The 26285-nt window shown below is 50.9% G+C and carries 22 protein-coding genes, 5 tRNA genes and 1 pseudogene; 4 read left to right on the top strand and 24 right to left on the bottom strand.

Going from position 1 to position 26285, the window contains the following annotated elements:
• Positions 1-468: pseudogene (locus tag ACKC9G_RS02990) on the top strand (hypothetical protein); the annotation flags it as partial.
• 211 nt (positions 469-679) lie between these two features.
• On the opposite strand, the gene tuf reads toward ACKC9G_RS02990, so the two are convergent.
• From tuf to pomA, 22 genes are all read right to left on the bottom strand, one after another.
• Positions 680-1873 carry an elongation factor Tu gene (gene tuf / locus ACKC9G_RS02985; RefSeq protein WP_411403450.1) on the bottom strand — a complete coding sequence of 398 codons (1194 nt, stop codon included), beginning with the start codon at positions 1871-1873 and terminating at the stop codon, positions 680-682.
• Between the two features lie 29 nt (positions 1874-1902).
• Complete coding sequence (fusA, locus tag ACKC9G_RS02980) at positions 1903-3993, bottom strand: elongation factor G (RefSeq protein WP_411403449.1); 2091 nt, start codon at positions 3991-3993, stop codon at positions 1903-1905.
• A gap of 15 nt (positions 3994-4008) precedes the next feature.
• Positions 4009-4479, bottom strand: a complete 471-nt coding sequence (gene rpsG, locus ACKC9G_RS02975) for a 30S ribosomal protein S7 (protein ID WP_411403448.1) — start codon at positions 4477-4479, stop codon at positions 4009-4011.
• 136 nt (positions 4480-4615) lie between these two features.
• On the bottom strand, positions 4616-4990 hold the full coding sequence (gene rpsL, locus ACKC9G_RS02970) for a 30S ribosomal protein S12 (RefSeq protein WP_411403447.1): 375 nt from the start codon (positions 4988-4990) through the stop codon (positions 4616-4618).
• Between the two features lie 164 nt (positions 4991-5154).
• Positions 5155-9399, bottom strand: coding sequence for a DNA-directed RNA polymerase subunit beta' (gene rpoC / locus ACKC9G_RS02965; RefSeq protein WP_411403446.1), 4245 nt, complete (start codon positions 9397-9399; stop codon positions 5155-5157).
• Positions 9400-9478: 79 nt separating this feature from the next.
• A complete protein-coding gene (rpoB, locus tag ACKC9G_RS02960) occupies positions 9479-13597 on the bottom strand; it encodes a DNA-directed RNA polymerase subunit beta (RefSeq protein ID WP_411403445.1) in 4119 nt (1372 codons plus the stop codon).
• A 215-nt stretch (positions 13598-13812) separates the two neighbouring features.
• Positions 13813-14184, bottom strand: a complete 372-nt coding sequence (gene rplL, locus ACKC9G_RS02955) for a 50S ribosomal protein L7/L12 (RefSeq protein ID WP_411403444.1) — start codon at positions 14182-14184, stop codon at positions 13813-13815.
• Between the two features lie 86 nt (positions 14185-14270).
• A complete protein-coding gene (rplJ, locus tag ACKC9G_RS02950) occupies positions 14271-14771 on the bottom strand; it encodes a 50S ribosomal protein L10 (RefSeq protein ID WP_411403443.1) in 501 nt (166 codons plus the stop codon).
• Positions 14772-14968: 197 nt separating this feature from the next.
• Complete coding sequence (rplA, locus tag ACKC9G_RS02945; protein WP_411403442.1) at positions 14969-15664, bottom strand: 50S ribosomal protein L1; 696 nt, start codon at positions 15662-15664, stop codon at positions 14969-14971.
• Positions 15664-16095 (bottom strand): 50S ribosomal protein L11, encoded by a 432-nt coding sequence (gene rplK, locus ACKC9G_RS02940; RefSeq protein ID WP_411403441.1) that lies wholly within the window; start codon positions 16093-16095, stop codon positions 15664-15666. Before rplK ends, rplA begins: the two co-directional genes overlap by 1 nt.
• Before the next feature lie 97 nt (positions 16096-16192).
• The gene (gene nusG, locus ACKC9G_RS02935; RefSeq protein ID WP_411403440.1) at positions 16193-16726 is read right to left on the bottom strand and encodes a transcription termination/antitermination protein NusG; all 534 of its coding nucleotides are present in this window, start codon (positions 16724-16726) and stop codon (positions 16193-16195) included.
• A gap of 10 nt (positions 16727-16736) precedes the next feature.
• The gene (secE, locus tag ACKC9G_RS02930) at positions 16737-17105 is read right to left on the bottom strand and encodes a preprotein translocase subunit SecE (RefSeq protein ID WP_411403439.1); all 369 of its coding nucleotides are present in this window, start codon (positions 17103-17105) and stop codon (positions 16737-16739) included.
• Positions 17106-17173: 68 nt separating this feature from the next.
• Positions 17174-17249: transfer RNA gene (locus ACKC9G_RS02925), tRNA-Trp, on the bottom strand.
• A 91-nt stretch (positions 17250-17340) separates the two neighbouring features.
• Positions 17341-17416: transfer RNA gene (locus ACKC9G_RS02920), tRNA-Thr, on the bottom strand.
• A gap of 3 nt (positions 17417-17419) precedes the next feature.
• Positions 17420-17494: transfer RNA gene (locus tag ACKC9G_RS02915), tRNA-Gly, on the bottom strand.
• Position 17495: 1 nt separating this feature from the next.
• Positions 17496-17579 (bottom strand) — tRNA-Tyr (locus tag ACKC9G_RS02910).
• Positions 17580-17599: 20 nt separating this feature from the next.
• A tRNA-Thr gene (locus tag ACKC9G_RS02905) sits at positions 17600-17675 on the bottom strand.
• Positions 17676-17740: 65 nt separating this feature from the next.
• Entirely contained in the window at positions 17741-18346 is a 606-nt protein-coding gene (locus ACKC9G_RS02900; protein ID WP_411403438.1) for a hypothetical protein, read from the bottom strand.
• Between the two features lie 57 nt (positions 18347-18403).
• Positions 18404-19153, bottom strand: a complete 750-nt coding sequence (locus ACKC9G_RS02895; protein WP_411403437.1) for a type III pantothenate kinase — start codon at positions 19151-19153, stop codon at positions 18404-18406.
• Complete coding sequence (birA, locus tag ACKC9G_RS02890; RefSeq protein ID WP_411403436.1) at positions 19134-20129, bottom strand: bifunctional biotin--[acetyl-CoA-carboxylase] ligase/biotin operon repressor BirA; 996 nt, start codon at positions 20127-20129, stop codon at positions 19134-19136. Before birA ends, ACKC9G_RS02895 begins: the two co-directional genes overlap by 20 nt.
• 142 nt (positions 20130-20271) lie before the next feature.
• Positions 20272-21252, bottom strand: coding sequence for a flagellar motor protein MotB (locus ACKC9G_RS02885; protein ID WP_411403435.1), 981 nt, complete (start codon positions 21250-21252; stop codon positions 20272-20274).
• An 8-nt stretch (positions 21253-21260) separates the two neighbouring features.
• Positions 21261-22019 (bottom strand): flagellar motor protein PomA, encoded by a 759-nt coding sequence (gene pomA, locus ACKC9G_RS02880; RefSeq protein WP_411403434.1) that lies wholly within the window; start codon positions 22017-22019, stop codon positions 21261-21263.
• A 163-nt stretch (positions 22020-22182) separates the two neighbouring features.
• Here pomA and ACKC9G_RS02875 point away from each other — a divergent pair, with 163 nt between their 5' ends.
• Genes ACKC9G_RS02875 through ACKC9G_RS02865 form a run of 3 tightly spaced genes read left to right on the top strand, consistent with a single transcriptional unit; the run spans position 22183 to position 25067 of the window.
• Complete coding sequence (locus ACKC9G_RS02875; RefSeq protein WP_411403451.1) at positions 22183-22416, top strand: exodeoxyribonuclease VII small subunit; 234 nt, start codon at positions 22183-22185, stop codon at positions 22414-22416.
• A gap of 1 nt (position 22417) precedes the next feature.
• The gene (gene ispA, locus ACKC9G_RS02870; protein WP_411403433.1) at positions 22418-23299 is read left to right on the top strand and encodes a (2E,6E)-farnesyl diphosphate synthase; all 882 of its coding nucleotides are present in this window, start codon (positions 22418-22420) and stop codon (positions 23297-23299) included.
• A gap of 13 nt (positions 23300-23312) precedes the next feature.
• Complete coding sequence (locus ACKC9G_RS02865) at positions 23313-25067, top strand: 1-deoxy-D-xylulose-5-phosphate synthase (RefSeq protein WP_411403432.1); 1755 nt, start codon at positions 23313-23315, stop codon at positions 25065-25067.
• Positions 25068-25106: 39 nt separating this feature from the next.
• Here ACKC9G_RS02865 and ribA read toward each other — a convergent pair whose 3' ends face one another.
• Entirely contained in the window at positions 25107-25718 is a 612-nt protein-coding gene (gene ribA / locus ACKC9G_RS02860; protein WP_411403431.1) for a GTP cyclohydrolase II, read from the bottom strand.
• 60 nt (positions 25719-25778) lie between these two features.
• Positions 25779-26264, bottom strand: coding sequence for a phosphatidylglycerophosphatase A (locus ACKC9G_RS02855; protein ID WP_411403430.1), 486 nt, complete (start codon positions 26262-26264; stop codon positions 25779-25781).
• Between the last annotated feature and the right edge of the window lie 21 nt (positions 26265-26285).

The following is a 26285-nucleotide window of genomic DNA, read 5'->3' as shown; positions in this document are numbered from 1 at the left end:
GAACAATTTTTAGCAGACGCCCCACGCAGTCAAGCTACGACTACTAAGGATCCAGAGCATGCATCATTAGCAGGCTCATCCCTGGCAGCCATGATCGCGGCTATGCGTGCAGAGCAAAACGCACCAAAACGTCGCGGCAAAAAAGCAGCGGTAAGCAAAGCCGCCCCAGCGGAAGAGCTGAACCTCAATGACGGCTTTAGCAGCTCCTTAGTCAAAGCCTTGGGCTCCACATCGACTGGCAAAACTCAGGAGGAGAAAGCAGTCAAACTGGCGACAGGGCGCTCAAGCTCTTCAACCAAGGAAAAGCGCATTCGCGAGGCACTTGCCAAGCAAAAAGAAGAACGTGATGCGCAAAAGCAAGAACAGATTAAGCGAGAAAAAGCGGAGATGGACGCCATACTGGCCAATATCAACTCACGCGAAAAAGAGAGCCGTCAATTACTAAGAAAACGCCGCAATTCACGTTGAGCCGAGCATCTTATTGACATATTCAGGGCATGGAAGCCCTGACCCCCCCCTTACCGACTACTTTTATTCCCACTCTCTTCCCTCTCTTTTATTTATGCTGCCAAAAGCTACTGGCAAGTGAACTCTTCTCCTATACCAATCCAAATCATTCCTGATAAAAATTAGGCATAAAAAAAGGCTCCCAAGGGAGCCTTTTTTATACAATCAACGATTACTCGATGATTTTAGCAACAACACCAGCACCTACGGTACGGCCGCCTTCACGAATTGCGAAACGCAGACCTTCGTCCATAGCGATTGGGTTGATCAGGGTAACGCTCAGGCTGACGTTGTCGCCAGGCATAACCATTTCAACGCCTTCTGGCAGTTCGCAAGAACCGGTTACGTCAGTAGTACGGAAGTAGAACTGAGGACGGTATCCTTTGAAGAAAGGAGTGTGGCGACCACCTTCGTCTTTGCTCAGTACGTATACTTCGGACTCGAACTTGGTGTGAGGCTTGATAGTACCTGGCTTAGCCAGAACCTGACCACGCTCAACGTCATCACGCTTGGTACCACGCAGCAGTGCACCAACGTTCTCACCTGCACGACCTTCGTCAAGCAGTTTACGGAACATTTCAACACCAGTAACGGTAGTTTTGGTGGTTGGGTGGATACCAACGATCTCAACTTCTTCACCAACTTTAACGATACCGCGCTCAACACGACCGGTAACAACGGTACCACGACCGGAGATGGAGAATACGTCTTCGATAGGCATCAGGAATGCCTGGTCGATTGCACGCTCTGGCTCAGGGATGTATTCATCCAGAGTTTCAACCAGTTTACGTACAGCAGAAACGCCCATTTCTTTGTCGTCTTGGCCGTTCAGAGCCATCAGAGCAGAACCGATGATGATAGGAGTGTCATCACCTGGGAAGTCGTAAGTGCTCAGCAGATCACGAACTTCCATTTCAACCAGTTCCAGCAGCTCTTCGTCATCAACCATGTCCGCTTTGTTCAGGAACACGACGATGTAAGGAACACCAACCTGACGAGACAGCAGGATGTGCTCACGAGTCTGAGGCATTGGGCCGTCAGCTGCAGAACAAACCAGGATAGCGCCGTCCATCTGAGCAGCACCAGTGATCATGTTCTTAACGTAGTCAGCGTGTCCAGGGCAATCTACGTGAGCGTAGTGACGAACTGGAGACTGGTATTCTACGTGAGCAGTAGAGATGGTGATACCACGAGCACGCTCTTCAGGTGCAGCATCGATCTGGTCGAATGCTTTCAGTTCACCGCCCCAAGTTTCAGCACAAACACGGGTCAGAGCTGCGGTCAGAGTAGTTTTACCATGGTCAACGTGGCCGATAGTACCAACGTTAACGTGTGGTTTACTCCGTTCAAATTTTTCTTTAGCCATTCTTACACCTACTTACGTGAACGAGGTCATTAAGACAGTTTAGTGACTGCTTCAGCAATATTGTTTGGCGCTTCAGCGTAACGCGCAAATTCCATGGAATAAGTCGCGCGACCCTGAGTCGCAGAGCGCAGGTCGGTAGCGTAACCGAACATTTCGCCCAATGGTACTTCTGCACGGATGATTTTTCCAGAAGTGGTGTCATCCATACCCTGGATCAAACCACGACGACGGTTCAGGTCACCCATTACGTCGCCCATGTAATCCTCAGGGGTTACAACCTCAACCTGCATCATTGGCTCGAGCAGGCAAGGATCAGCTTTCTTCGCATACTCTTTAAGAGCCTGAGAAGCAGCAACCTTAAAGGCCATTTCGTTGGAGTCAACTTCGTGGAAAGAACCATCGAACAGACGGGCTTTCAGACCGATCAGAGGATAACCGGCAATAACGCCGTTCTTCATCTGCTCTTCGATACCCTTCTGAACTGCAGGGATGTATTCCTTAGGAATAGCACCACCTACGACCTCGTTGACGAACTCCAGACCTTCTTCATCAGAGGGTTTGAACTCGATAACAACGTGGCCATACTGACCGCGACCACCAGACTGACGAACAAACTTGTGGTTCGCAGTAATAGCGGAACGGATCTTCTCGCGGTAAGCAACCTGTGGTTTACCGATGTTAGCTTCAACCTTGAACTCGCGACGCATACGGTCAACGATGATGTCCAGGTGCAGCTCACCCATACCGGAGATGATGGTCTGGCCAGACTCTTCATCCGTTTCAACGCGGAATGAAGGATCTTCCTGAGCCAGCTTGCCAAGGGCAATACCCATTTTCTCCTGGTCGGCCTTGGATTTAGGCTCAACCGCTACGGAGATAACAGGATCCGGGAATTCCATGCGCTCAAGGATGATGACGTTATTCATGTCACACAGAGTGTCACCTGTAGTCACGTCTTTCATACCGATCAGAGCAGCGATGTCGCCCGCCAGTACTTCTTTGATTTCTTCACGCGTGTTTGCATGCATCTGAACCATACGGCCCACACGCTCACGCTTGATTTTGACCGAGTTCAGTACCTGATCACCGGAGTTGATCTTACCAGAGTAAACACGAACGAAAGTCAAAGTACCAACGAAGGGATCGGTTGCGATCTTGAATGCCAGAGCGGAGAACGGAGCATCGTCTTCAGGAGAACGAGTCGCTTTGGTTTCACCATCTTCCAGCAGGCCTTCAACCGGTGGAATATCCACAGGAGCAGGCATGTACTCAATAACGCAGTCCAGCATCGCCTGAACACCTTTGTTCTTAAACGCAGAACCACAGATGGTCAGAACGATTTCGTTCGCCAGAGTACGGGTACGCAGACCAAGCTTAATTTCTTCCTCGGTCAGCTCACCTTCTTCCAGGTACTTGTTCATCAACTCTTCGGAAGCTTCCGCTGCTGCTTCAATCATCTGCTCACGCAGCTCTTCAGCCTTGTCTTGCAGTTCAGCAGGGATATCTTCCAGGTCGTAGGTCATACCCTGGTCAGCTTCGTTCCACATGATTGCTTTCATGCGGATCAGATCGACTACGCCTTTGAAGTTATCTTCAGCGCCAATTGGGATCTGAATTGGTACAGGCAGAGTACCCAGACGAGCTTTCATCTGAGAAACAACTTTGTAGAAGTCTGCGCCAGCACGGTCCATTTTGTTAACGAAAACCATACGAGGAACTTCATACTTGTTTGCCTGACGCCATACGGTTTCAGTCTGAGGCTGAACACCAGAGGACGCACACAGAACAACTACAGCACCGTCGAGTACACGCAGTGAACGCTCAACTTCGATAGTGAAGTCAACGTGTCCTGGGGTATCGATGATGTTGATACGGTGCTCATCAAACTGCTTGTTCATACCCTGCCAGAAGCAGGTAGTAGCAGCAGAAGTGATGGTGATACCACGTTCCTGTTCCTGTTCCATCCAGTCCATGGTAGCAGCGCCATCATGAACTTCACCGATCTTGTGAGAAACACCAGTGTAGAACAGTACACGTTCTGTGGTCGTAGTTTTACCCGCGTCAACGTGGGCGCAGATACCGATATTACGGTACCGCTTGATAGGAGTCTTACGTGCCACGGCTTATTCCTCTGTTTAGAAGCGGTAGTGAGAGAATGCTTTGTTGGCTTCAGCCATACGGTGCACGTCTTCACGCTTCTTAACAGCGGCGCCTTTACCATCCGCAGCATCTAAGATTTCGTTAGCGAGACGCATAGCCATAGACTTATCGCTACGGTTACGGGCAGCATCAACCAACCAACGCATGGCCAGTGCAGTACGACGGTTAGGACGCACTTCAACCGGAACCTGATAAGTCGCACCACCTACACGGCGTGATTTAACTTCGACCAGAGGCTGAATGCTTTCCAGCGCTTTGGTGAACATTTCCAGAGAATCGTTGCCGCTACGCTCACCGATACGGTCCAGAGCGCCATAAACAATACGCTCGGCAACAGATTTTTTACCACTAATCATCAGGTGATTAATGAACTTGGCCAGTGTCAGGCTTCCGAACTTAGGATCGGGTAGCGCTTCACGTTTGGCCGCAATACGTCTTCTTGGCATGATAAGTCCTTCTTCAGGGCAACTCAGGATCTATCTGAGACCTGACCTTACTCTTATCTAATTCAAACCCTTAGCCTTAACGGCTGAGGAATATAAGGGTGCTTCGTTACAGCGATATGTCAGCAGACTAGCCCAATCAGGACTTAGGACGCTTGGTACCGTACTTGGAACGGCCCTGCTTACGGTTGTTAACACCAGAAGTATCCAGTGCACCGCGAACAGTGTGGTAACGAACACCAGGCAAGTCTTTTACACGACCGCCACGGATCAGAACAACGGAGTGCTCCTGCAGGTTGTGGCCTTCACCACCGATGTAGGAAGTCACTTCGAAACCGTTGGTCAAGCGTACACGACATACTTTACGCAGAGCCGAGTTAGGCTTCTTCGGAGTAGTAGTGTAAACGCGGGTGCAAACGCCACGACGCTGTGGGCAGCCTTGCAGAGCAGGTACATCGCTCTTGGCTACAACACGCTTACGGGGCTTACGCACCAATTGGTTAATAGTTGCCATTCAGCAAACTCCACGTTTAGCGTAAACAGTCCGGTCTAAAGGCTGACCGAACACTCAATAAAACGACAGGCAAAAGCCTGTCGTCGAGGGGGCGAAATTTTAATCACCCTTGCAAAAAAGGTCAAGACACCAGAAAACCTTCCGGTGCTTGACCTTATCTTCTATCAGGGTTCGAGCTGGTGCTGTTTCAGCGCCTCGCTCAGTGCCTGAGAGACTTCTTCTGCAGTTGGACCAGCCGCAGATTCCGCTGCGCCAGTGGCTTTAACACGCTTACGCTTCCGCTCGCTGTGATATGCCAAGCCCGTACCCGCTGGGATCAGACGACCAACAACCACGTTCTCTTTCAAGCCACGCAGATGATCGCTCTTACCAGTCACTGCAGCCTCTGTCAGTACTCGTGTGGTCTCCTGGAAGGATGCCGCAGAGATGAAGGATTCAGTTGCCAGAGATGCCTTGGTAATACCCAAGAGAATACGCTCGTAACGTGCTGGGAACTTACCAGAAGACAGCGCTTTCTCGTTCTCTTCCAATACCTGAGTGTACTCAACCTGATCGCCTTTGATCAGAGAGGTATCCCCTGCATCCATGATGTCAACTTTACGCAGCATCTGACGCACGATGACTTCGATGTGCTTGTCGTTGATCACAACACCCTGTAAGCGGTAAACGTCCTGGATTTCGTTAACGATATATTTCGCCAGCTCACCAACGCCCAACACGCGCAGAATATCATGTGGGTTAGCAGGACCGTCGGCGATAACTTCACCACGCTCCACGCGCTCACCTTCAAACACGTTTAGCTGACGCCACTTGGGAATCAACAACTCGAATGGCTCACCTTCACTCGGGGTGATAACCAAACGTTTTTTGCCCTTGGTCTCTTTCCCGAAAGTCACAACACCCGACAGCTCAGCCAGAATAGCGGGCTCTTTCGGACGACGTGCTTCGAACAGGTCAGCAACGCGTGGCAGACCACCGGTGATATCTTTGTTACCCGAAGATTCCTGAGGAATACGAGCCAGAACATCACCCGCTTTCACAGGCGCACCGTTACTGATATTCAGTAGCGCGCCCGCAGGCAGCAGGTACTGAGCAGGGGCACCAGAAGGCAGAAGCACTTCGTTACCCTGAGCATCAACCAGGCGAACCATTGGACGAATGTCCTTGCCAGCGGCTGGACGATCCTTAGGCTCAAGAACCTCGATGTTAGACAGACCTGTCAGCTCATCAGTCTGGCGCTTGACAGTAATACCGTCGTCCAGCCCTGCAAACTCGATCTGACCTTCAACTTCAGCGACAACAGGGTGAGTGTGCGGATCCCAGTTGGCAACTACAGCACCAGACTCAACACGCTGAGCATCTTTAACCTGAACCAAAGCACCGTATGGCAGCTTGTAGCGCTCACGCTCACGACCATGCTCATCAGTAACACCCAGCTCAGAGGAACGGGAAACCACTACCTGAACACCATCTTCTCGCACTACTGCTTTCATGTTATGAAGGCGAATTTCACCACCATTCTTAACCTGAATACTGTCGACTGCCGCTGCTCGGGATGCCGCACCACCGATGTGGAAAGTACGCATGGTCAACTGGGTACCTGGTTCACCGATCGACTGAGCAGCGATAACGCCCACAGACTCACCAATGTTAACCTGATGCCCACGACCCAGATCACGACCGTAACAAGCAGAACACACACCATAACGAGTGTCACAGCTGATTGGGGTGCGTACAACGATCTCGTCAATAGAAGAGAGCATTTCGTCTTTCTCAAGACGCTCAACCCAAGCTTCATCAATCAGAGTACCTTTAGGAATAAGAACTTCCTGAGTACCGTGATCAATAACATCACGTGCAACAACACGACCCAGTACGCGAGCACCCAGAGGCACAACGATATCACCACCCTCGATAACGGGGGTCATGATCAGGCCTTCTTCAGTGCCGCAGTCATGCTCAACAACTACCAGATCCTGAGCAACATCAACAAGACGACGAGTCAGGTAACCAGAGTTAGCTGTTTTAAGTGCAGTATCCGCCAGACCCTTACGAGCACCGTGAGTAGAAATAAAGTACTGGAGTACGCTTAGACCTTCACGGAAGTTGGCAGTAATCGGCGTCTCAATGATGGAACCATCAGGTTTAGCCATCAGACCACGCATACCACCAAGCTGACGCATCTGTGCTGCACTACCACGAGCACCGGAGTCGGCCATCATGTAGACAGAGTTAAAGGACTCCTGATCCACTTCCTGACCATCACGGTTAACAACCTTTTCTTTACCCAAGGTCGCCATCATCGCTTTAGCGATTTCATCGTTCGCCTTGGACCAAAGGTCGATAACCTTGTTGTACTTCTCACCAGCCGTTACCAGACCATCGCGGAACTGCTGCTCGATCTCTTTAACTTCTTCTTCAGCGCGATCAATAATCGCAGCCTTAGCATCAGGGATAACGAAATCGTTAACACCCACGGATGAACCTGAGCGAGCGGCGAAACTGAAGCCCATATACATGAGCTGGTCAGCAAAAATGACGGTCTCTTTCAGGCCTACACGACGATATGATTCGTTAAGCAGGCGTGAAATGGACTTCTTCTTCATGGCCTGGTTTACCAGATCAAAAGGAAGACCATCAGGCACGATGTCAAACAACAGAGCACGACCCACGGTGGTCTCGGCGATACGTGTCGCTTCTTCAACGTTACCGTGAATATCACGAATAACTTCGTGAATACGCACTTTGATTTTTGCCTGCAAGTGAATAGCACGCTCACCATCTTCCGCGAAGGTGTTGTACGCCTTATGTACTTCTTTCAGGTCAGCAAAAGCAGAACCTTCACCGCGGGCGTTAACACGCTCACGGGTCATGTAATACAGACCCAGTACAACGTCCTGCGATGGAACAATGATTGGCTCACCGTTCGCTGGCGACAGAATGTTGTTGGTAGACATCATCAGCGCACGCGCTTCCAGCTGAGCTTCAAGCGTCAGAGGGACGTGAACTGCCATTTGGTCACCGTCAAAGTCAGCGTTATACGCCGCACACACCAAGGGGTGCAACTGAATAGCTTTACCTTCGATCAGTACGGGCTCAAATGCCTGAATACCAAGTCGGTGGAGCGTTGGCGCACGGTTTAGGAGTACCGGATGCTCACGAATAACTTCTTCCAGGATATCCCAGACGAAGCCTTCTTCGCGCTCTACCATTTTCTTGGCAGCCTTGATGGTGGTCGCCAAACCGCGAGCTTCCAATTTCTGGAAGATAAAAGGCTTGAACAGCTCAAGGGCCATTTTTTTCGGCAGACCGCACTGGTGCAGACGCAGAGTAGGACCTACGGTGATAACGGAACGACCAGAGTAGTCGACACGCTTACCCAACAAGTTCTGACGGAAACGACCCTGCTTACCTTTGATCATATCAGCCAAAGATTTCAGAGGACGCTTATTAGAACCGGTAATCGCACGGCCACGACGACCATTATCCAGCAGTGCATCAACAGATTCCTGCAACATACGCTTTTCGTTACGTACGATGATGTCAGGAGCCGCCAGCTCAAGCAGACGCTTGAGACGGTTATTACGGTTGATAACACGACGGTACAGATCATTCAGGTCAGACGTCGCGAAACGACCACCATCCAGAGGCACCAAGGGACGCAGATCCGGCGGAAGTACTGGCAGTACAGTCAGAATCATCCACTCAGGCTTATTACCAGAGGCAACAAAAGCCTCCATAAGCTTCAGGCGCTTGGACAGTTTTTTGATCTTGGTCTCAGAGTTGGTCTGAGGAATTTCTTCGCGCAGCTGCTGGATTTCAAGCTCAAGATCCAGATCACGCAACAAACACTGAACAGCTTCAGCGCCCATTTTGGCGTCGAATTCATCACCATGCTCTTCGAGCATTTCGTAGTATTCTTCATCGCTCAGCAGCTGCCCTTTTTCAAGGTCAGTCATACCTGGATCGATTACCACGAAGGACTCAAAATACAGCACACGCTCGATATCACGCAGGGTCATATCCAGCAACAAGCCAATACGGCTTGGCAGTGATTTCAAAAACCAGATATGAGCAGTCGGCGATGCAAGCTCGATGTGCCCCATGCGCTCACGACGCACTTTGGCCAGAGCTACCTCAACGCCACACTTCTCACAAATCACACCACGATGCTTCAGGCGCTTGTACTTGCCACACAAGCACTCATAGTCCTTGATAGGACCGAAAATTTTCGCGCAGAAAAGACCATCACGCTCAGGCTTGAACGTACGATAGTTGATCGTTTCCGGCTTTTTCACCTCACCAAACGACCAAGAGCGAATCATATCCGGCGACGCTAGGCCGATGCGGATAGAATCAAACTCCTGGTGTTGGGCTTGGTTTTTTAACAGATTCAGCAAATCTTTCATTGGCCGTACCCCTGGGGAACTTCGTCGAAGAGAGCCCCATTTCGGGGCTCTCCGCTAATGCTGTCACCTAGTCAGTGTGTCACTCGGTTTCGAGCTCAATGTCGATACCCAACGAACGGATTTCCTTGACCAGAACGTTGAAGGACTCAGGCATGCCCGCCTCCATACGATGGTCGCCATCCACGATGTTTTTGTACATCTTGGTACGGCCGTTAACGTCGTCAGATTTGACAGTAAGCATTTCCTGAAGGGTATAGGCAGCACCGTATGCTTCCAGTGCCCACACCTCCATCTCACCGAAGCGCTGTCCACCGAACTGTGCCTTACCACCCAGCGGCTGCTGAGTGACGAGGCTGTAAGAACCGGTTGAACGCGCATGCATCTTGTCATCAACCAAGTGGTTCAGCTTCAGCATGTACATGTAGCCGACAGTAACCGGGCGATCAAAACGCTCGCCGGTACGACCGTCGAACAGGTTAATCTGACCACTGTCGTTCATGTCTGCCAGACGCAGCATATGCTTGATTTCAGCTTCACGAGCACCATCGAAGACTGGTGTTGCCATAGGAACACCGCCACGAAGATTCTGTGCCAGCTCAAGAACCGCCTCATCATTCAATGAGTCCAGATCTTCCTGGGTTGCAGAAACCATATTACCGATAGGAGCGTTGTACACTTCCTGCAGGAAGCCTCGCAGATCCTTCACCTTCTCAGCTTTCTCACGCTCAGCCACGATCATTTTATTGATCTTATGACCAAGACCTTTAGCAGCTGCACCAAGGTGAGTCTCAAGCACCTGTCCTACGTTCATACGTGACGGAACACCCAGCGGGTTAAGTACCACATCAACAGGGTTACCTTCGGCGTCATAAGGCATATCTTCCACCGGCATAATGATGGAGATAACACCCTTGTTACCATGACGACCAGCCATCTTGTCACCAGGCTGAACACGACGTTTGGTAGCAACGTAGACTTTGACAATTTTAAGAACTCCGGGAGCAAGATCATCACCCTGCTGAAGTTTCTTCTTCTTGTCTTCGAACTTGTCTTCCTGCTTCTGACGGAACTCTTTCAGGTACTGCTGTGCTTTTTCAAGCAGCTCAATAGCATCTTCATCCGCAACGCGAATTTTGAACCATTCGGCATGAGGAAGCGCTTTCAGGAAGTCATCAGTGATTTCCTGTCCTTTGCTCAGACCAGCACCACCATCTGCTGTTTTACCCACCAGAACCTGCGCCAGACGCTCAAAAGTCGCACCTTCAACAATTCGGAACTCTTCATTCAGATCCTTACGGATCTCGTCCAGCTGCATCTCTTCAATTTCAAGTGCACGCTGATCTTTCTGAACGCCATCGCGAGTAAATACCTGGACATCGATAACCTTACCGTAGGTACCAGTCTTAACGCGAAGTGAGGTGTCTTTAACATCAGACGCTTTCTCACCGAAAATCGCACGCAACAGCTTCTCTTCAGGGGTCAGCTGGGTCTCACCTTTCGGCGTAACCTTACCTACCAGAATGTCGCCTGGACCGACTTCAGCACCGATGTAAACAACACCAGCTTCATCCAGCTTCGCCAATGCAGACTCACCAACGTTAGGAATATCAGAGGTGATTTCCTCTGGCCCCAGTTTGGTATCACGAGCCACACAGGTAAGTTCCTGAATGTGGATTGTAGTGAAACGGTCTTCCTGAACAACGCGCTCTGAAATCAGAATCGAGTCTTCATAGTTGTACCCATTCCAGGGCATGAAGGCGATACGCATATTCTGGCCAAGCGCCAGCTCGCCCAGGTCAACGGAAGGACCATCAGCCAGAATATCCTTACGCTCAACAACATCACCCTCATTGACAATTGGGCGCTGGTTAATGCACGTATTCTGGTTGGAACGGACATACTTGGTCAGGGTGTAGATATCTACGCCCGCCTCACCAGGTACGATCTCATCTTCGTTAACACGGACAACGATACGCTGCGCATCGACACGCTCGATTACGCCACCACGACGGGCAACGATACATACACCCGAGTCACGGGCTACATAACGCTCCATACCCGTACCAACCAGCGGCTTGTCAGCGCGCAACGTAGGGACGGCCTGACGCTGCATGTTCGAGCCCATCAGAGCTCGGTTAGCGTCATCGTGCTCAAGGAATGGAATAAGTGACGCGGCAACAGATACAACCTGGCGCGGCGAAACATCCATATAATCAACGCTGTCTGGCGGGGTAACCGTGAATTCATGCATGTGACGAACCTGAACTAGTTCATCAACAAGCGCGCCTTCATCGTTAACCTTTGCGGATGCCTGAGCGATGACGTACTGACTCTCTTCAATCGCAGAAAGGTACGCAATCTCTTCAGTAACAACACCATCGACAACTTTACGATACGGGCTCTCAAGGAATCCATAACGGTTAGTACGTGCATAGGTTGCCAGTGAGTTGATCAGACCGATGTTCGGACCTTCAGGAGTTTCGATTGGACAGACACGACCATAATGCGTGGCATGAACGTCACGAACCTCAAAGCCTGCACGCTCACGTGTCAGACCACCTGGGCCAAGAGCAGAAACGCGACGCTTGTGCGTAACCTCAGACAGCGGGTTGTTCTGGTCCATAAACTGTGACAGCTGACTGGAACCAAAGAACTCCTTAATCGCCGCAGCAACTGGCTTCGCATTAATCAGATCTTGTGGCATCAGACCATCAGATTCTGCCAATGACAGACGCTCACGAACCGCTCGCTCAACACGCACCAAACCTACACGGAACTGATTTTCAGCCATCTCACCGACGGAACGGATACGACGGTTACCCAAGTGGTCGATATCGTCCACGGTGCCTTTACCGTTACGAATGTCGATCAGGGTTTTCAACACATCGATGATATCTTCTTTACTGAGGATACCAGGACCAGTCTCAATGGCCTCACCGTTCTCGTCCAGTCGATTGATACGACGGTTAAACTTCATTCGACCTACAGCCGAGAAGTCATAACGCTCAGGAGCAAAGAACAGGTTATTGAACAGCGTCTCAGCAGCTTCACGCGTGGGCGGCTCACCAGGACGCATCATGCGATAGATTTCAACCAACGCTTCCAGCTGGTTGCGCGTAGGGTCAATCGCAAGAGTATCGGAAACGAAAGGACCACAGTCGATATCGTTAGTATAGAGAGTCTCCACACGGTCGATACCTGCTGAAAGCATTTTCTCCAGCAACTCAAGAGTAACTTCGCTGTTGCACTCGGCAATCAGTTCACCGGTAGCCGGATCGAAAATATCACGAGCAGAAATCTTGCCCAGCAGATATTCGATAGGGACTTCCAGCTCACTTAGGTTTGCTTTTTCAAGCTGACGCACATGACGAGCAGTGATACGACGCCCTTGCTCAACAACAACGTTGCCTGCTGCATCTTTGATATCAAAGCTCAGCGTTTCGCCGCGCAAACGGTTGGCGACCAGCTCCATTGCAATACCATCTGCACTCAAACGGAATGCAGTAGTATCGAAGAACATTTCCAGAATTTCTTCGGAGCTAAACTCCAGCGCACGCATAAGAATAGTGGCAGGCAGCTTACGACGACGGTCGATACGAACAAACATGCAGTCTTTCGGATCGAACTCGAAGTCGAGCCATGAGCCACGGTAAGGAATAATACGTGCTGAATAGAGCAACTTACCGGATGAATGTGTTTTACCACGATCATGGTCAAAGAACACACCAGGTGAACGGTGCAACTGGGACACAATTACACGCTCGGTACCATTAACCACAAAGGTACCGTTATCAGTCATGAGAGGAATTTCTCCCATGTACACTTCTTGCTCTTTGATGTCTTTAACAGCCTTGTTTGGAGATTCTTTATCAAAAATCACCAAACGTACTTTGACACGCAAAGGCGCTGCATAGGTCAAACCACGCAGCTGACATTCTTTCACATCGAATACAGGTTCACCCAGACGATAGCTCACATATTCCAGTGAGGCATTGCCAGAATAGGACTGTATCGGAAAAACGGACTTGAAGGCCGCATGTAGGCCAATGTCCTTGCGATGAGCCAGTGACACACCGGTCTGCAGGAACTTCCGATATGAATCGATTTGGATTGCCAACAGATATGGCACATCCATAACGGGGGGCAATTTCCCGAAATCCTTACGGATACGTTTTCTTTCAGTATACGAGTAAGCCATCAGCGTTCCCCAGCTTGTGCACCTGACTCAACAGACAATAATCAGGCCGGTACCATAGAAATGACAGTGGACGACGAAGAATTGCCTGATAAATGAGCTTGGATAGCCGCTCTACATGGGCTGCATTATTTATAAGCGAGAAAAGGCCGGTGGCAAACCACCAGCCCATCCAGTAATAATATCTTCAGGCAGAAAAAAATGCCATACAAATAAAATTACTTGATCTCTACGGAAGCACCAGCTTCTTCAAGTTCTTTCTTCAGAGCTTCTGCTTCGTCTTTGTTGATGCCTTCTTTCAGAGTAGAAGGTGCACCATCAACCAGTTCTTTGGCTTCTTTCAGGCCAAGACCGGTAGCGCCACGAACAACCTTGATAACGTTAACTTTCTTCTCGCCAGCAGCGGTCAGAACAACGTCAAATTCGGTTTTTTCTTCAGCAGCTTCAGCAGCGGCAGCAGGGCCAGCAGCAACAGCAGCAGCAGCAGTTACACCGAACTTCTCTTCCATCATGGAGATCAGCTCAACAACGTCCATTACAGACATTTCAGCAACAGCGTTAAGGATATCTTCTTTAGAAATAGCAGACATTTTCAATGTTCCTAAACGTATAGCGACTTCCCCAACGGGAAGACGAATAAATCGATACTTTCAAGCAGCTAATCGGATAACTCCAATTAAGCAGCTGCGGCCTCTTTCTGGTCGCGAACAGCGGCCAGAGTGCGAGCCAACTTGCTGGTAGCGCCTTGAATAACGCTCATCAGCTTGGCTACAGCTTCGTCGTAAGTCGGCAGAGTTGCCAGCACGTCAATTTGAGAGGCTTCCATGAAGTTACCTTCATAAGCGAGACCTTTAACCTCAAATTTGTCGTTGCCTTTAGCAAACTCTTTGAACAGACGAGCGCCAGCGCCGGGGTGCTCATTAGAGAAAGCAATCAGGGTAGGACCCTTGAATACCTCAGACAGGCATTCAAAGCTGGTACCTTCCATTGCACGACGAGCCAGTGTGTTACGCACAACACGCAAATACACACCATTCTCGCGAGCTTGCTTACGCAGGCCAGTCATGTGACTTACAGTCACACCACGAGCATCAGCAACCACAGCAGAAAGCGCTCCCTTAGCCGCTTCGTTGACTTCAGCGACGATGGCCTTCTTGTCTTCAAGTCTTAAAGCCACGGGCTTTCTCCTGGATCATTCCAAACCACACTCCTCCGAAAAGGAGCTCTTCTGGTGGTCGAACCTGCAAAAGCAGGCCGGGACACCATCTGCGCAGGACATTAAGCGCACACCCTATAACAGGGCTGTACTCACCTGCGGTCTTTGACGGCCCCGGGAATTACTCCAGGGACCCCAAAGTTCGATTGCAACATGAATTATACGTTCAGGCTGCTCATATCCACTACCAGACCAGGTCCCATAGTGGTAGACAGAGTTACCTTCTTCAGGTAAGTACCTTTAGAAGTAGAAGGCTTAGCCTTCTTCAGGTCGCCAACCAGAGCTTCCAGGTTTTCTTTGATTGCATTCGCTTCAAAGCCCAGCTTGCCCAGTCCGCAATGGATGATACCGTTCTTATCAGTACGGTAACGCACCTGACCCGCTTTAGCATTGTTTACAGCAGTTGCGACATCTGGAGTCACGGTGCCAACCTTAGGGTTTGGCATCAGGCCGCGCGGGCCAAGAATCTGACCCAACTGACCAACAACACGCATTGCATCAGGACTTGCAATAACAACGTCAAAGTCCATGTTGCCAGCTTTGATGGAATCAGCCAGATCTTCAAAACCTACTACATCAGCACCGGCTGCTTTTGCAGCTTCTGCATTCGCACCCTGAGCAAATACTGCCACACGAACAGTTTTGCCAGTACCGTTAGGCAGAACGGTAGAGCCGCGAACCACCTGATCAGATTTACGAGGATCAACGCCCAGATTTACTGCAACGTCCAGTGACTCGGTAAATTTGACTTTGGAAATTTCACCCAGCAGAGCTACAGCTTCTTCAACGCTGTACAACTTACCTGGCTGAACTTTCTCAGCAATCAGCTTTGCACGCTTAGTCAACTTAGCCATTATACGCCCTCCACTTCCAGGCCCATTGAACGAGCACTGCCAGCGATGGTGCGCACCGCAGCATCCATATCGGCTGCTGTCAGGTCAGGCATCTTGGCGGTAGCGATATCTTCCAACTGAGCACGGGTCACAGTACCCACTTTCTGGGTATTAGGACGCGGAGAACCGCTCTTAAGACCAGCCGCCTTCTTCAACAGGATTGAAGCAGGAGGAGTCTTGGTGATGAAAGTAAAGCTACGATCAGCGTATACAGTGATAACAACTGGAGTTGGCAGACCTGGCTCCAGACCTTGGGTCGAAGCATTGAATGCTTTACAGAATTCCATGATGTTAACACCGTGTTGACCCAGAGCAGGACCAACGGGCGGACTTGGGTTAGCCTGACCGGCTTTAACCTGCAGCTTAATATAAGCTGTAATTTTCTTTGCCATTTTTCACTCCAATTGGGTCTAGCGCCTTCCGGCTCCCCAGTTCAGGTAAGCAAAAACCCCGAATCACTTCGAGGCTCTAGCTTCCGTCTGTTTGCCATCAAGCCTTTTCAACTTGACCAAACTCCAGCTCCACCGGGGTGGAACGTCCAAAAATCAGAACCGCAACATGCAAACGATTTTTTTCGTAGTTAACTTCTTCAACCACGCCGCTAAAGTCCGCAAAGGGACCCTCAGTAACACGAACCGCTTCGCCGGGCTCAAATACAGTTTTTGGCTTGGGCTTATCAACCACTGACTCAACGCGCTGAAGAATCGCATCAGCCTCACGATCACTGATCGGGGCCGGCTTATCAGCTGTACCGCCAATAAAGCCCATCACTCGCGGAGTTTCTTTCACTAGGTGCCATGAAGCCTCACTCATCTCCATGTTCACCAGAACGTAACCCGGGTAAAACTTGCGCTCACTTTTGCGCTTTACACCGTTACGAATCTCTACCACTTCCTCTGTTGGAACCAATATATCGCCAAACAGGTCTTCCATCTCATTGAGCTTGATACGATCTTTCAACGTCCGCATGACGTTTTTCTCGTATCCAGAATAGGCATGAACCACGTACCAACGCTTAGCCATGACTCTCTCCTTAACCGATGACCTGGGACACCAAAAGCCCCAACAGAGAATCCAGAGCCCACAACAGTAGCGACATCAACAAAACAACAGCTACTACTATCAGCGTAGTCTGGGTGGTTTCCTGCCGAGTCGGCCAAACGACTTTACGAACTTCAGTCTTGGCATCCTTCAGCAAAGAAAAGAAAGCTTTCCCTTTGGCTGTCTGCAGTGCAATAGCACCTGCAAAAATAGCCAACACCAGCAAAGCAACAACGCGATATAACAGGGACTCATCTTTGAACATCACATTGCCGACAACACCGGCCGCAACGATCGCAACAACGACAACCCACTTCAAGCCATCAAGCTTGGATTCCTGAATTTCCGCTTTGCCACTCATCCAGGCGCCTCTATCAAAAATCAGCTATTTCGGGAAAAGGCGATTACGCCAGAACCGTATCAGTAAATTGGCAGGGCAGGAGGGATTCGAACCCCCAACATTCGGTTTTGGAGACCGACGTTCTACCGTTGGAACTACTGCCCTGTCACATCACCACCAAACAGGAGCGCGTATCTTATACACCACTCTCGCGTGATGCAAGCCTATCGCTCAGTGGGAATTTACCAATACTTTATGGAGCTCATGAGCAGACTTGAACTGCCGACCTCACCCTTACCAAGGGTGTGCTCTACCAACTGAGCTACATGAGCATTTGGAGCGGGCAGTGGGAATCGAACCCACATCATCAGCTTGGAAGGCTGAGGTAATAGCCATTATACGATGCCCGCGTGGTGGTGGGGGGTGGATTCGAACCACCGAAGCTTACGCGTCAGATTTACAGTCTGATCCCTTTGGCCGCTCGGGAACCCCACCGCGCATGTGTTTTTTTGTGTTGGTGCCGGCACCAGGAGTCGAACCCGGGACCTACTGATTACAAGTCAGTTGCTCTACCTACTGAGCTATACCGGCTTTATTTGCAACACTTGCCGTAGCGGGTGCGAATATTATCCAAAGGCTTTTGGACATGCAAGCCCTTATTTACAAAGAATTTTATTAATTCGCAGTTCAGACTGTTCAGGAATTGTCAGCGAGCTAATTTGCTGGCGCCATTGCTTTGCAGTTGTTGATGGCAGCAGGATTTGCCAGCGCCTGACTGTCGTCACCAAGGGATAAGATTTTACTCTTACACCTGCAGATTTAGCCTGTTGAACCATCTCTTCTGCTAAAGCTCGAATGGTATAGCGACCAAGAGAGACATAGCCCTGATAACGACCACTTACAATGATCTGGGCAGGCAATTTTTTTGCCTTAAGCTTCGCACTGACGCTCTCTGAAGACTCTTCGCCGGGCTGATAATAGACCCAGTACTCTGTAGTAGCACTTTCACTCTGCATGGACTCAGCAGGAATTTTTTGACTACTCAGCCAGCCCAACCACTTCTCCATCTGGATCCGGGAAGCAAATTCAAGAGCATTACACAACTTCATACCATCTTGCTTGGCGGTCTCCACCTCACTGGCCAGCGACAGGCGATTACTGCTTTTTCGCTGCAACAGCTCACCACCTTTATTTGTAACACTCTCTTCCCGCTGATATCCCCATACCGCCAGACCAACATTAAGAACAAGAAAAATCGCCAACCAGCTCCAGCGCACTTCCACACCCCATTAAACACATATCAGCAGATCTGTTGAACGTTAACAATCGCTCATTGCCGCAGCAACACCATCCAGGATGACACTTTCATTAACAACAACCGTAGCGTTTCTTACTTCTGGAGAAGCCCTTATATGCCCAGCAACGACTTCTGCATCCCCCCCCCCAATGACGCACACATCCACCTTGCCGATATGACGCAAAGATTCATTAATAAAGCCCTGAACCATTATATGGTGCGCATTGAGAACACACGTCTCGGTAGAATACCCAAGACTTCCTTCACCCTGGACATCTTCACGCATATAGATTCGCTTAGTGTTCCCAACCAGGCTTTGATAGAGCATGGCCAGCCCCGGCGCGATTAATCCGCCTAAATGCTGACCCGAGGAATCCACTACATCCAACACCAGGGCACTACCTGCACTGACAACCAGTAATTTTCCGTTATGCGCACGTCTCGCGCCCAGCATTGCCATCCACCGATCCACCCCCATCCGGGCAGGATCCTGATAGGCATTAACGACACCTGCCTGTACAGCCGCACTCTTCAGCTCAACCAAGTCAAAGCCCTGAAGTGCTGATAGCTGTTTTATTGGCTCAATAAGCAGCTCATCACCCACAGAAGCGATCGCCACCTTTCGCGGCTGAACGAGTCTTAGCTCACTCAGTAGCAACTGGACATCAGCCGTCATACAGAACTGTATGGGCGACGCCTCTCCCGGCGACTGCCTTACTCGCCACTTCGTGCGCGTATTACCTATATCAATTTCAACTTGCGGATACTGCACGCACGCTTACCTCGCCCCCATAAAACACTTCAACGCCTTTAGCGGTTCGAACCTCAAGCCCTCCAGTATCAGTCAGCCCCACCATAACCCCCTCCGTAATCATGGTTCCGCTGCTCAACCGCAGCGCCTGACCCATGTGAGCGCTATAGGTAAGCCATTCATCACGAAGACCCGCAAATCCGACGTCGACGAACTGCTCCAACACACCTACAAGATCCACCATGACGGTTTGCAGCAAAGCATTGCGACCAACATCAGCAGGCAGATATGGCCTCAGGCTACACCATGGCTGTGTAATTAAATCATCTGTGGCATTTTGCATCTCGACATTGAGTCCGATACCAATCACCACATGGCATTCGCCTTCTGTTTCACCACTGACCTCAATCAGGATGCCCGAGACTTTTTTGTTATCGATCAGCACATCATTCGGCCATTTGAGTTCAACCCCCTCAACGCCCAGTCGATGAAGACCTTTCGCCAAGCCTAATCCTATCGCAAGGCTTAAGCCCTCAAGCCCCGCCAATCCACCCTGAAACGACCAGATCAATGACAGATAAATATTTTCACCGAATGGACTGTGCCAGCTTTTACCCCGACGCCCTCGCCCTGCAGCCTGATGCTCCGCTACAACGAGTTGGCCGTGAGTTTTACCCTCAGCCACCATGTTCATTGCTGTCAGATTGGTCGAATCCAGGCTGTGACTGTAATGCACCTGCATAAAGCAGGTTGCCGACTCATCCTGCAGCCGCTGCCTTAACGCTTGCGGATCAATCAACTCCAGCGGCCGCGACAACCGGTAGCCACGCCCTTTAACCGCAAAGATCTCCAGCTGCATAGCCTGCAGTTTCTTGAGCTGCTTCCATACTGCAGCACGACTGACACCCAGCATCTCACCAAGCTCATCACCGGTATGCCACTGACCGTCGGCCAGCGCCATCAACAGCGCCCGACCAGAGGTATTTAACTCTTTCACATGACTCCCCCGCTACGATTACACCTTTAACACCGGCAGCGTTAGCACCACCTTGGCGCGACAAGGCGAAATATAATACACCTAGCGTGCACATAAGTATCGGTAAGTCCATTTACTCAAAAGGGGCCACAGGCCCCTTATATTAGAAGATCTCTTGAGGTGACAATTGCTCTGTCTCCAGAGGCGAAGGCTCAGCCGGTATCAATGGCTCATCACTGGGAGCATCCTCATCCTGATGGATGACAATTTCTACACGCCGGTTAGCTGAACGGTTTAGAGCAGTATTGTTTGGCGCCAATGGTTTTGTATCCGCATAACCTGTGACACTAAAACGCTTCTGATCCAGCCGCCCATCAGTGAACAACTCCTCAGCAACAGAAAGTGCACGAGCAGTAGATAACGCCCAGTTTGATTGAAAACTCGGTGTTTTGATGGGCACATTGTCCGTATGCCCCTCAATCGAAATACGGCCACGCACCCCCAGTAGAACATCGCGAATTTTAGCCAGAACCGGAATAAAGGCGTACTTAACCTCTGCCGACCCCGAATCGAAGACGCCGTTCTCTTTGACCCGGATAATAATTTTCTTCCCCTGGGTTTCGACCTCTATCGAGCCTTGTGAGACTTCAGCATTCAAGGCAGAAGCGATACTGATTGCCGTCGCTTCAACCTGTCGATCATCAGCGTCAGAATCACTATTACTGGAAGACTCGCTCTGGGAATCCTGTTGCTGTTGCGACTGTTCCTGACCTTGTTCCGTAGGTTGCTCTTGCGGCTCCTGAACGACACGACCGGGAGTACATTGCACATCGAGAGTGCTTTGCGTTTGCTCAGTAGTGAACTGCCGAACTTCGTTTAACGGAGTCGGTTCAGGGCGCCCAGGACTGAACTCCTGCGCGATAATAGATGTGCCTTTAGGAATATCCTTGGCTTTGATCTGATTTTGCACACCGAAGGCATCACGCATCGAGCCGGCAATCTGCTTGTACTTCAGCACATCCATTTCGGAAAAGGACAGCAGAAGCACGAAGAAGCACATCATCAACGACATCAGGTCAGCGAAAGTTGCCAACCACGCTGGCAGCCCCGGTTTACACTTTACCTCTTCTTCTTCGTCGCTCATCGACCGCCCTATGCTTCAGCCGAACCGCGCTTGGATTCCGGCAGGTAATTTTTCAGTACCTGCTCAATGACACGCGGGTTTTGTCCCGCCTGAATTGCTAGCAGGCCATCAATGACGATAGCGCCTGTTTGTGCCTCTTCTTCGTTTCGGTTCTTCAGTTTATCCGCAATAGGGATACAGATGACGGAAGCCAGAAGCGCACCGTAAAGCGTCGTCAACAGGGCGACTGCCATTGCCGGACCGATGGCTTTAGGATCACTCATATTCGCTAGCATCTGCACCAAACCGATGAGCGTTCCAATCATTCCCATCGCAGGTGAAACATCCCCGAGAGCTTCAAAAATTTTGATACTGTCCTCGTGACGTGTCTTAGCAAGGCGCATTTCTTTATTAAGCAGGGTTTTCACGACTTCGGGATCGTGACCATCCACCAGTAGCTGCATACCTCGCTGCATAAAGGGACTCGATACTTCTTTATCTTCCAATGACAGCAAGCCACCCTTTCGAGCAGCATCGGCAACCTCAACGATTTCCTGAATAAGCTGATTGGGATCCACGGACTTGAACATGAATGCTTTGGCTGCGGTTTTTCCTGCACCAAGAAACTGCCCCAGCGTGAACTTGATCAGTGCTACCAGCAAGGCTCCACCAAAGACAATCAATATGGAGGGAACGTCAATAAACACCCCGAGACTGCCGCCCATCACCATTGCGGCGACGATGAGACCCATTGCGCCTACTAGCCCGACCAGCGTTGCTATATCCACTTGATACCCTCTAGTCCTTTCTAACCCTTGAAGCTTTCAGGAATGCCAGATCTTGACTCTGCGGCAGTAGCAGCGTGCCTGTTATTATAGAGTAGATTGTCGTTACAATGGCACGAGACATAGATTGCCTGCGAATCCTTCTGTTGCCAAGGGAGACCCGACATTGGCCCGAAAGAAGAAAATCGAATTTGAACCGGCTCTTCAGGAGCTGGAATCCCTCGTACAGCGTCTTGAACAAGGCGACCTGAGCCTGGAAGCCTCTTTGACCTCCTTTGAACAGGGCGTCACGCTCATCAAAGAGTGTCAGGCGACGCTTAACGAGGCGGAGCAGCGTGTCCAGCAGGTACTTGAACAACACCAGCAGCCGGTGAAAACCCCGTTCCACGAAGAGGAATAACGTGGCTACTCTCCCACCACTCTTTAGTCACTGGCAAGGCCGTGCCGACCAATGCCTGAGACAGCATGTAACAAGCACAGCGGGCGCCGAATCCCTTAAAGAGGCCATTGAGTACAGCCTTTTTAATGGCGGCAAGCGCGTTCGACCTGCCCTGGCCTACGCAACAGCCCACGCACTTGGCTTGCCAGAAGAACATATCGACCGCTATGCGGCAGCACTTGAGTGCATCCATGCCTATTCATTGGTACACGATGACTTACCGGCGATGGATGACGACGACCTGCGCCGTGGCAAGCCTACCTGCCATATTGCTTTTGACGAGGCCACCGCCATTCTTGCAGGCGATGCACTCAACACTCTGGCATTTGGTCTGATTGCTGATGACCACAGTCTTTCCGCCGATGTTCGGATAAAGCTTATCAGTCATTTAAGCCTGGCTGCGGGTATGAACGGCATGGTGGCAGGACAAGTGATGGACATGGCGGCAACGGGGAAGAAAATTTCTCTTGAAGCATTGGAGCGACTGCATAGGCATAAAACCGGTGCGTTACTCAAAGCTGCTGTGATCGGAAGCGCCATTGCTGCAGAAGCGTCCAAGGAACAATTGAAGGCCTTAACGGTTTATGCCGAAGCCATTGGGCTCGCCTTTCAGGTTCAGGATGACATCCTCGATATCGAAAGCTCCACCGAAGTACTCGGCAAACAGCAAGGCGCCGATCTCGCGCAGGATAAGTCAACCTACCCTGCGCTACTGGGCCTGTCCGAAGCCAAAAACTATGCCCGCCAGCTTACTGATGAGGCGTTGGAGGCTTTAACACTCTTCGGTGCAGAATCGGAGCCTCTTGCTGCACTCGCCCGCTATATTACTGCCCGCGTTAATTAAGGCATCCAACTCAATGACTGTTACTGACTCTGCTCTGCGACCACTCACCCCATTACTGGATTCGATCGAAGGCCCAGCAGAAATCAAAGCGCTGAAGACCAATCAACGGATTCAACTGGCTGCCGAGCTTCGTCACTACCTGCTCTGGAGTGTTCAACAAAGCGGTGGGCATTTTGGTGCAGGGCTTGGCGTTATTGAGCTGACTATCGCACTGCACAGCATTCTTAATCTGCCTGAAGACAGGCTGGTCTGGGATGTGGGCCATCAGGCCTATCCTCATAAAGTACTGACAGGTCGGCGCGACGCGCTGACCTCCATTCGTACTTCTCAGGGGCTGACTCCCTTTCCGACCCGTGAAGAAAGCCTTTTTGATGCCTTTGGCGTTGGTCACTCCAGTACGTCTATCAGCGCCGCACTCGGGATGGCCATCGCCAGCCAGCGACAGGGGAAAGCGCATCAGCACGTCGCCGTGATTGGTGATGGCGCATTGACAGCAGGAATGGCTTTCGAGGCTTTGAACCATGCGGCGCAGACCGGGGCGTCCATGACGGTCATTCTCAATGATAACGACATGTCGATCTCGCCAAATGTGGGCAGCCTGGCCACCTATCTTGATTCATCCCAAGCTGGCGACCTGTTTACCTCACTGGGCTTCAGCTATCACGGCCCTCTGGATGGTCATGATTTGCAGACACTGCCAGATACTCTGGCAGACATCATTCAGCGACCCGGAATGAAGCTGGTTCATGTGCAAACCATCAAAGGCAAAGGATATCCCCCCGCAGAAGCGGATCCCGTGGGATTCCATGCGCTGGCCAAAGTCGAGCCGAAAGAAGCCAAGCAGAACACCCCACAAGGAAAAAAGTTCAGCCGTATCTTCAGTGACTGGATCTGCGATACTGCCGCCAACGATGATCGCCTGCTGGCGATTACGCCAGCGATGCGCGAAGGCTCCGATCTGGTTCGCTTTTCCGAGCGCTATCCAGAGCGCTACTTTGACGTAGGAATCGCCGAACAGCACGCAGTGACTTTAGCCGCAGGAATGGCATGTGAAGGCGCCAAGCCTGTTGTAGCGATTTACTCCACCTTCCTGCAACGCGGCTATGACCAGCTGGTGCACGATGTGGCATTACAGAATCTGGACGTGCTACTTGCCGTCGACAGAGCAGGGCTGGTGGGTGAGGATGGGCCAACACACAGCGGCGTCTTCGATATCAGTTTCAGCCGCTGCCTTCCCAACCTGGCCATTCTATGCCCCAGCGACGAGCAGGAAACCTACCTCGCTCTAAACGCCGGCTATCAGCATAAAGGGCCGGCCATTGTGCGCTATCCGCGGGGAGCCGGAAGAGGCGCCAAGGTGGATGCCACCGCAGCAAGCTGGGAGTTTGGAAAAGCCTGCATCGGACACCTGGGACAGCGGAGCCAAGCAGTTCTCGCCTTTGGACCCGTTGTACATACGTTGTTGCCACTCTGTGAAGATCTGGATATCACGCTGGTGGACATGCGCTTTGTGGCACCACTGGATGAAAGTCTGCTGGATAGTCTGCACACTCGCATTACCCACTTTATTACTGTCGAAGAACACCAGATTGCAGGCGGAGCGGGCTCAGCTGTCGCCGAGTACCTTGCCCGTCAGAGTTATGAAGGCAAGGTTGAGCATTGGGGAATTGAACATCGCTACATTCCCCACGGCAGCCAGGAAGAGCAACGCCAGTGGTGCGCACTGGATAGCGAGAGCCTTAAACACAAACTAAAAGCGCTACCCTAGGGCAGCGCTTATCGTAAACACGGAATTTTTCTTCAGGACTTAATCCTGATGGTGCTCCAGATGTCGCTCAAACATATGTCCGAGTTTACCCGCCTTGGTGGCCAGATACTGCGCGTTATAAATGTTTTTGCCGACTTCCAGCGGAACGCGAGTAAATACTGAGATCCCCGCATCTTGCATCGCTTTTACCTTACGCGGATTGTTGGTCATCAGTTTTAGAGAGTGAATTCCCAGATGATCCAGCATCGGCAGGCAGATAGTGTAATCCCGCATATCAGCAGCAAAGCCTAATCGTTCGTTGGCTTCAACGGTGTCAGCACCCTGATCTTGCAGATTATAGGCGCGGATCTTGTTCATCAGACCAATACCACGGCCTTCCTGACGAACATACAGCAGCGCCCCACGCCCCTCTTCAGCAATCGCCTGCAGTGCCGCTTCCAGTTGAAAACCACAGTCGCAGCGCAGACTGAAGAGCGCATCCCCTGTCAGACATTCGGAATGGATACGACCTAATACAGGCTCACCATCAGCGACATCGCCCAGCGTCAGCACCACATGCTCTTTGCCGGTCCCCTCTTCTAAAAAGCCATGCATGGAGAACACTGCCCAAGGAGTCGGCAGTCGGGAAGTCGCGACATAACGTACTGTCACTGTGTAATCCTCTTGGTACTCATCATCCCCGCAGCGCCTGCCGGGATACCCATCGAAATATCAAAGAAAGCTGTAGGTCGCATGTAATGCGGCGCAGGCAAGCACACCCGCAGCAATGTCATCAGCCATGATGCCAATACCTCCGTGTACGTGCCGATCAAGCAATCGGATTGGCCAGGGCTTGGCAATATCAAAAATTCGAAACCAGATAAAACCGATCAGCAGGGACCAGGTCATATCCGGCGCAGCAATCAGGGTAATGCCATAACCAACAAACTCATCCCAGACGATACCGGGATGATCATGAACCCCCATATCGTCTGCCGCTTTGCCACAGATATAGAATCCAGCCACCATGGCCACCAGCAAAACCACAAGATAGCTCGTCAGTGATAAATGCAGTGCCAGCCAGACAAACGGTACCGCCGCCAGCGTACCCATGGTACCCGGGCCTTTACGGCAAAGACCGCTACCAAATCCGAATGCCAGAATATGCACGGGATCTCGCCAGATACCTCTGGGGAGCAGCGGATAGGTTTTTGCCATAATCAGTACATCCAGTTGCCA

Source organism: Pokkaliibacter sp. CJK22405, assembly GCF_046614695.1.
Taxonomy (GTDB): Bacteria; Pseudomonadota; Gammaproteobacteria; order Pseudomonadales; family Balneatricaceae; genus Pokkaliibacter.
This window is presented reverse-complemented; position numbering and strand designations above follow the sequence as displayed.

Bases quoted from the DNA above. Each gene is read 5' to 3' on its own strand.
- tuf (WP_411403450.1), bottom strand. From the start codon at position 1,873: ATGGCTAAAGAAAAATTTGAACGGAGTAAACCACACGTTAACGTTGGT.
- rpsG (WP_411403448.1), bottom strand. From the start codon at position 4,479: ATGCCAAGAAGACGTATTGCGGCCAAACGTGAAGCGCTACCCGATCCT.
- rpsL (WP_411403447.1), bottom strand. From the start codon at position 4,990: ATGGCAACTATTAACCAATTGGTGCGTAAGCCCCGTAAGCGTGTTGTA.
- rpoC (WP_411403446.1), bottom strand. From the start codon at position 9,399: ATGAAAGATTTGCTGAATCTGTTAAAAAACCAAGCCCAACACCAGGAG.
- rpoB (WP_411403445.1), bottom strand. From the start codon at position 13,597: ATGGCTTACTCGTATACTGAAAGAAAACGTATCCGTAAGGATTTCGGG.
- rplL (WP_411403444.1), bottom strand. From the start codon at position 14,184: ATGTCTGCTATTTCTAAAGAAGATATCCTTAACGCTGTTGCTGAAATG.
- rplA (WP_411403442.1), bottom strand. From the start codon at position 15,664: ATGGCTAAGTTGACTAAGCGTGCAAAGCTGATTGCTGAGAAAGTTCAG.
- rplK (WP_411403441.1), bottom strand. From the start codon at position 16,095: ATGGCAAAGAAAATTACAGCTTATATTAAGCTGCAGGTTAAAGCCGGT.
- nusG (WP_411403440.1), bottom strand. From the start codon at position 16,726: ATGGCTAAGCGTTGGTACGTGGTTCATGCCTATTCTGGATACGAGAAA.
- secE (WP_411403439.1), bottom strand. From the start codon at position 17,105: ATGAGTGGCAAAGCGGAAATTCAGGAATCCAAGCTTGATGGCTTGAAG.
- ACKC9G_RS02885 (WP_411403435.1), bottom strand. From the start codon at position 21,252: ATGAGCGACGAAGAAGAAGAGGTAAAGTGTAAACCGGGGCTGCCAGCG.
- ACKC9G_RS02865 (WP_411403432.1), top strand. From the start codon at position 23,313: ATGACTGTTACTGACTCTGCTCTGCGACCACTCACCCCATTACTGGAT.
- ACKC9G_RS02855 (WP_411403430.1), bottom strand. From the start codon at position 26,264: ATGGCAAAAACCTATCCGCTGCTCCCCAGAGGTATCTGGCGAGATCCC.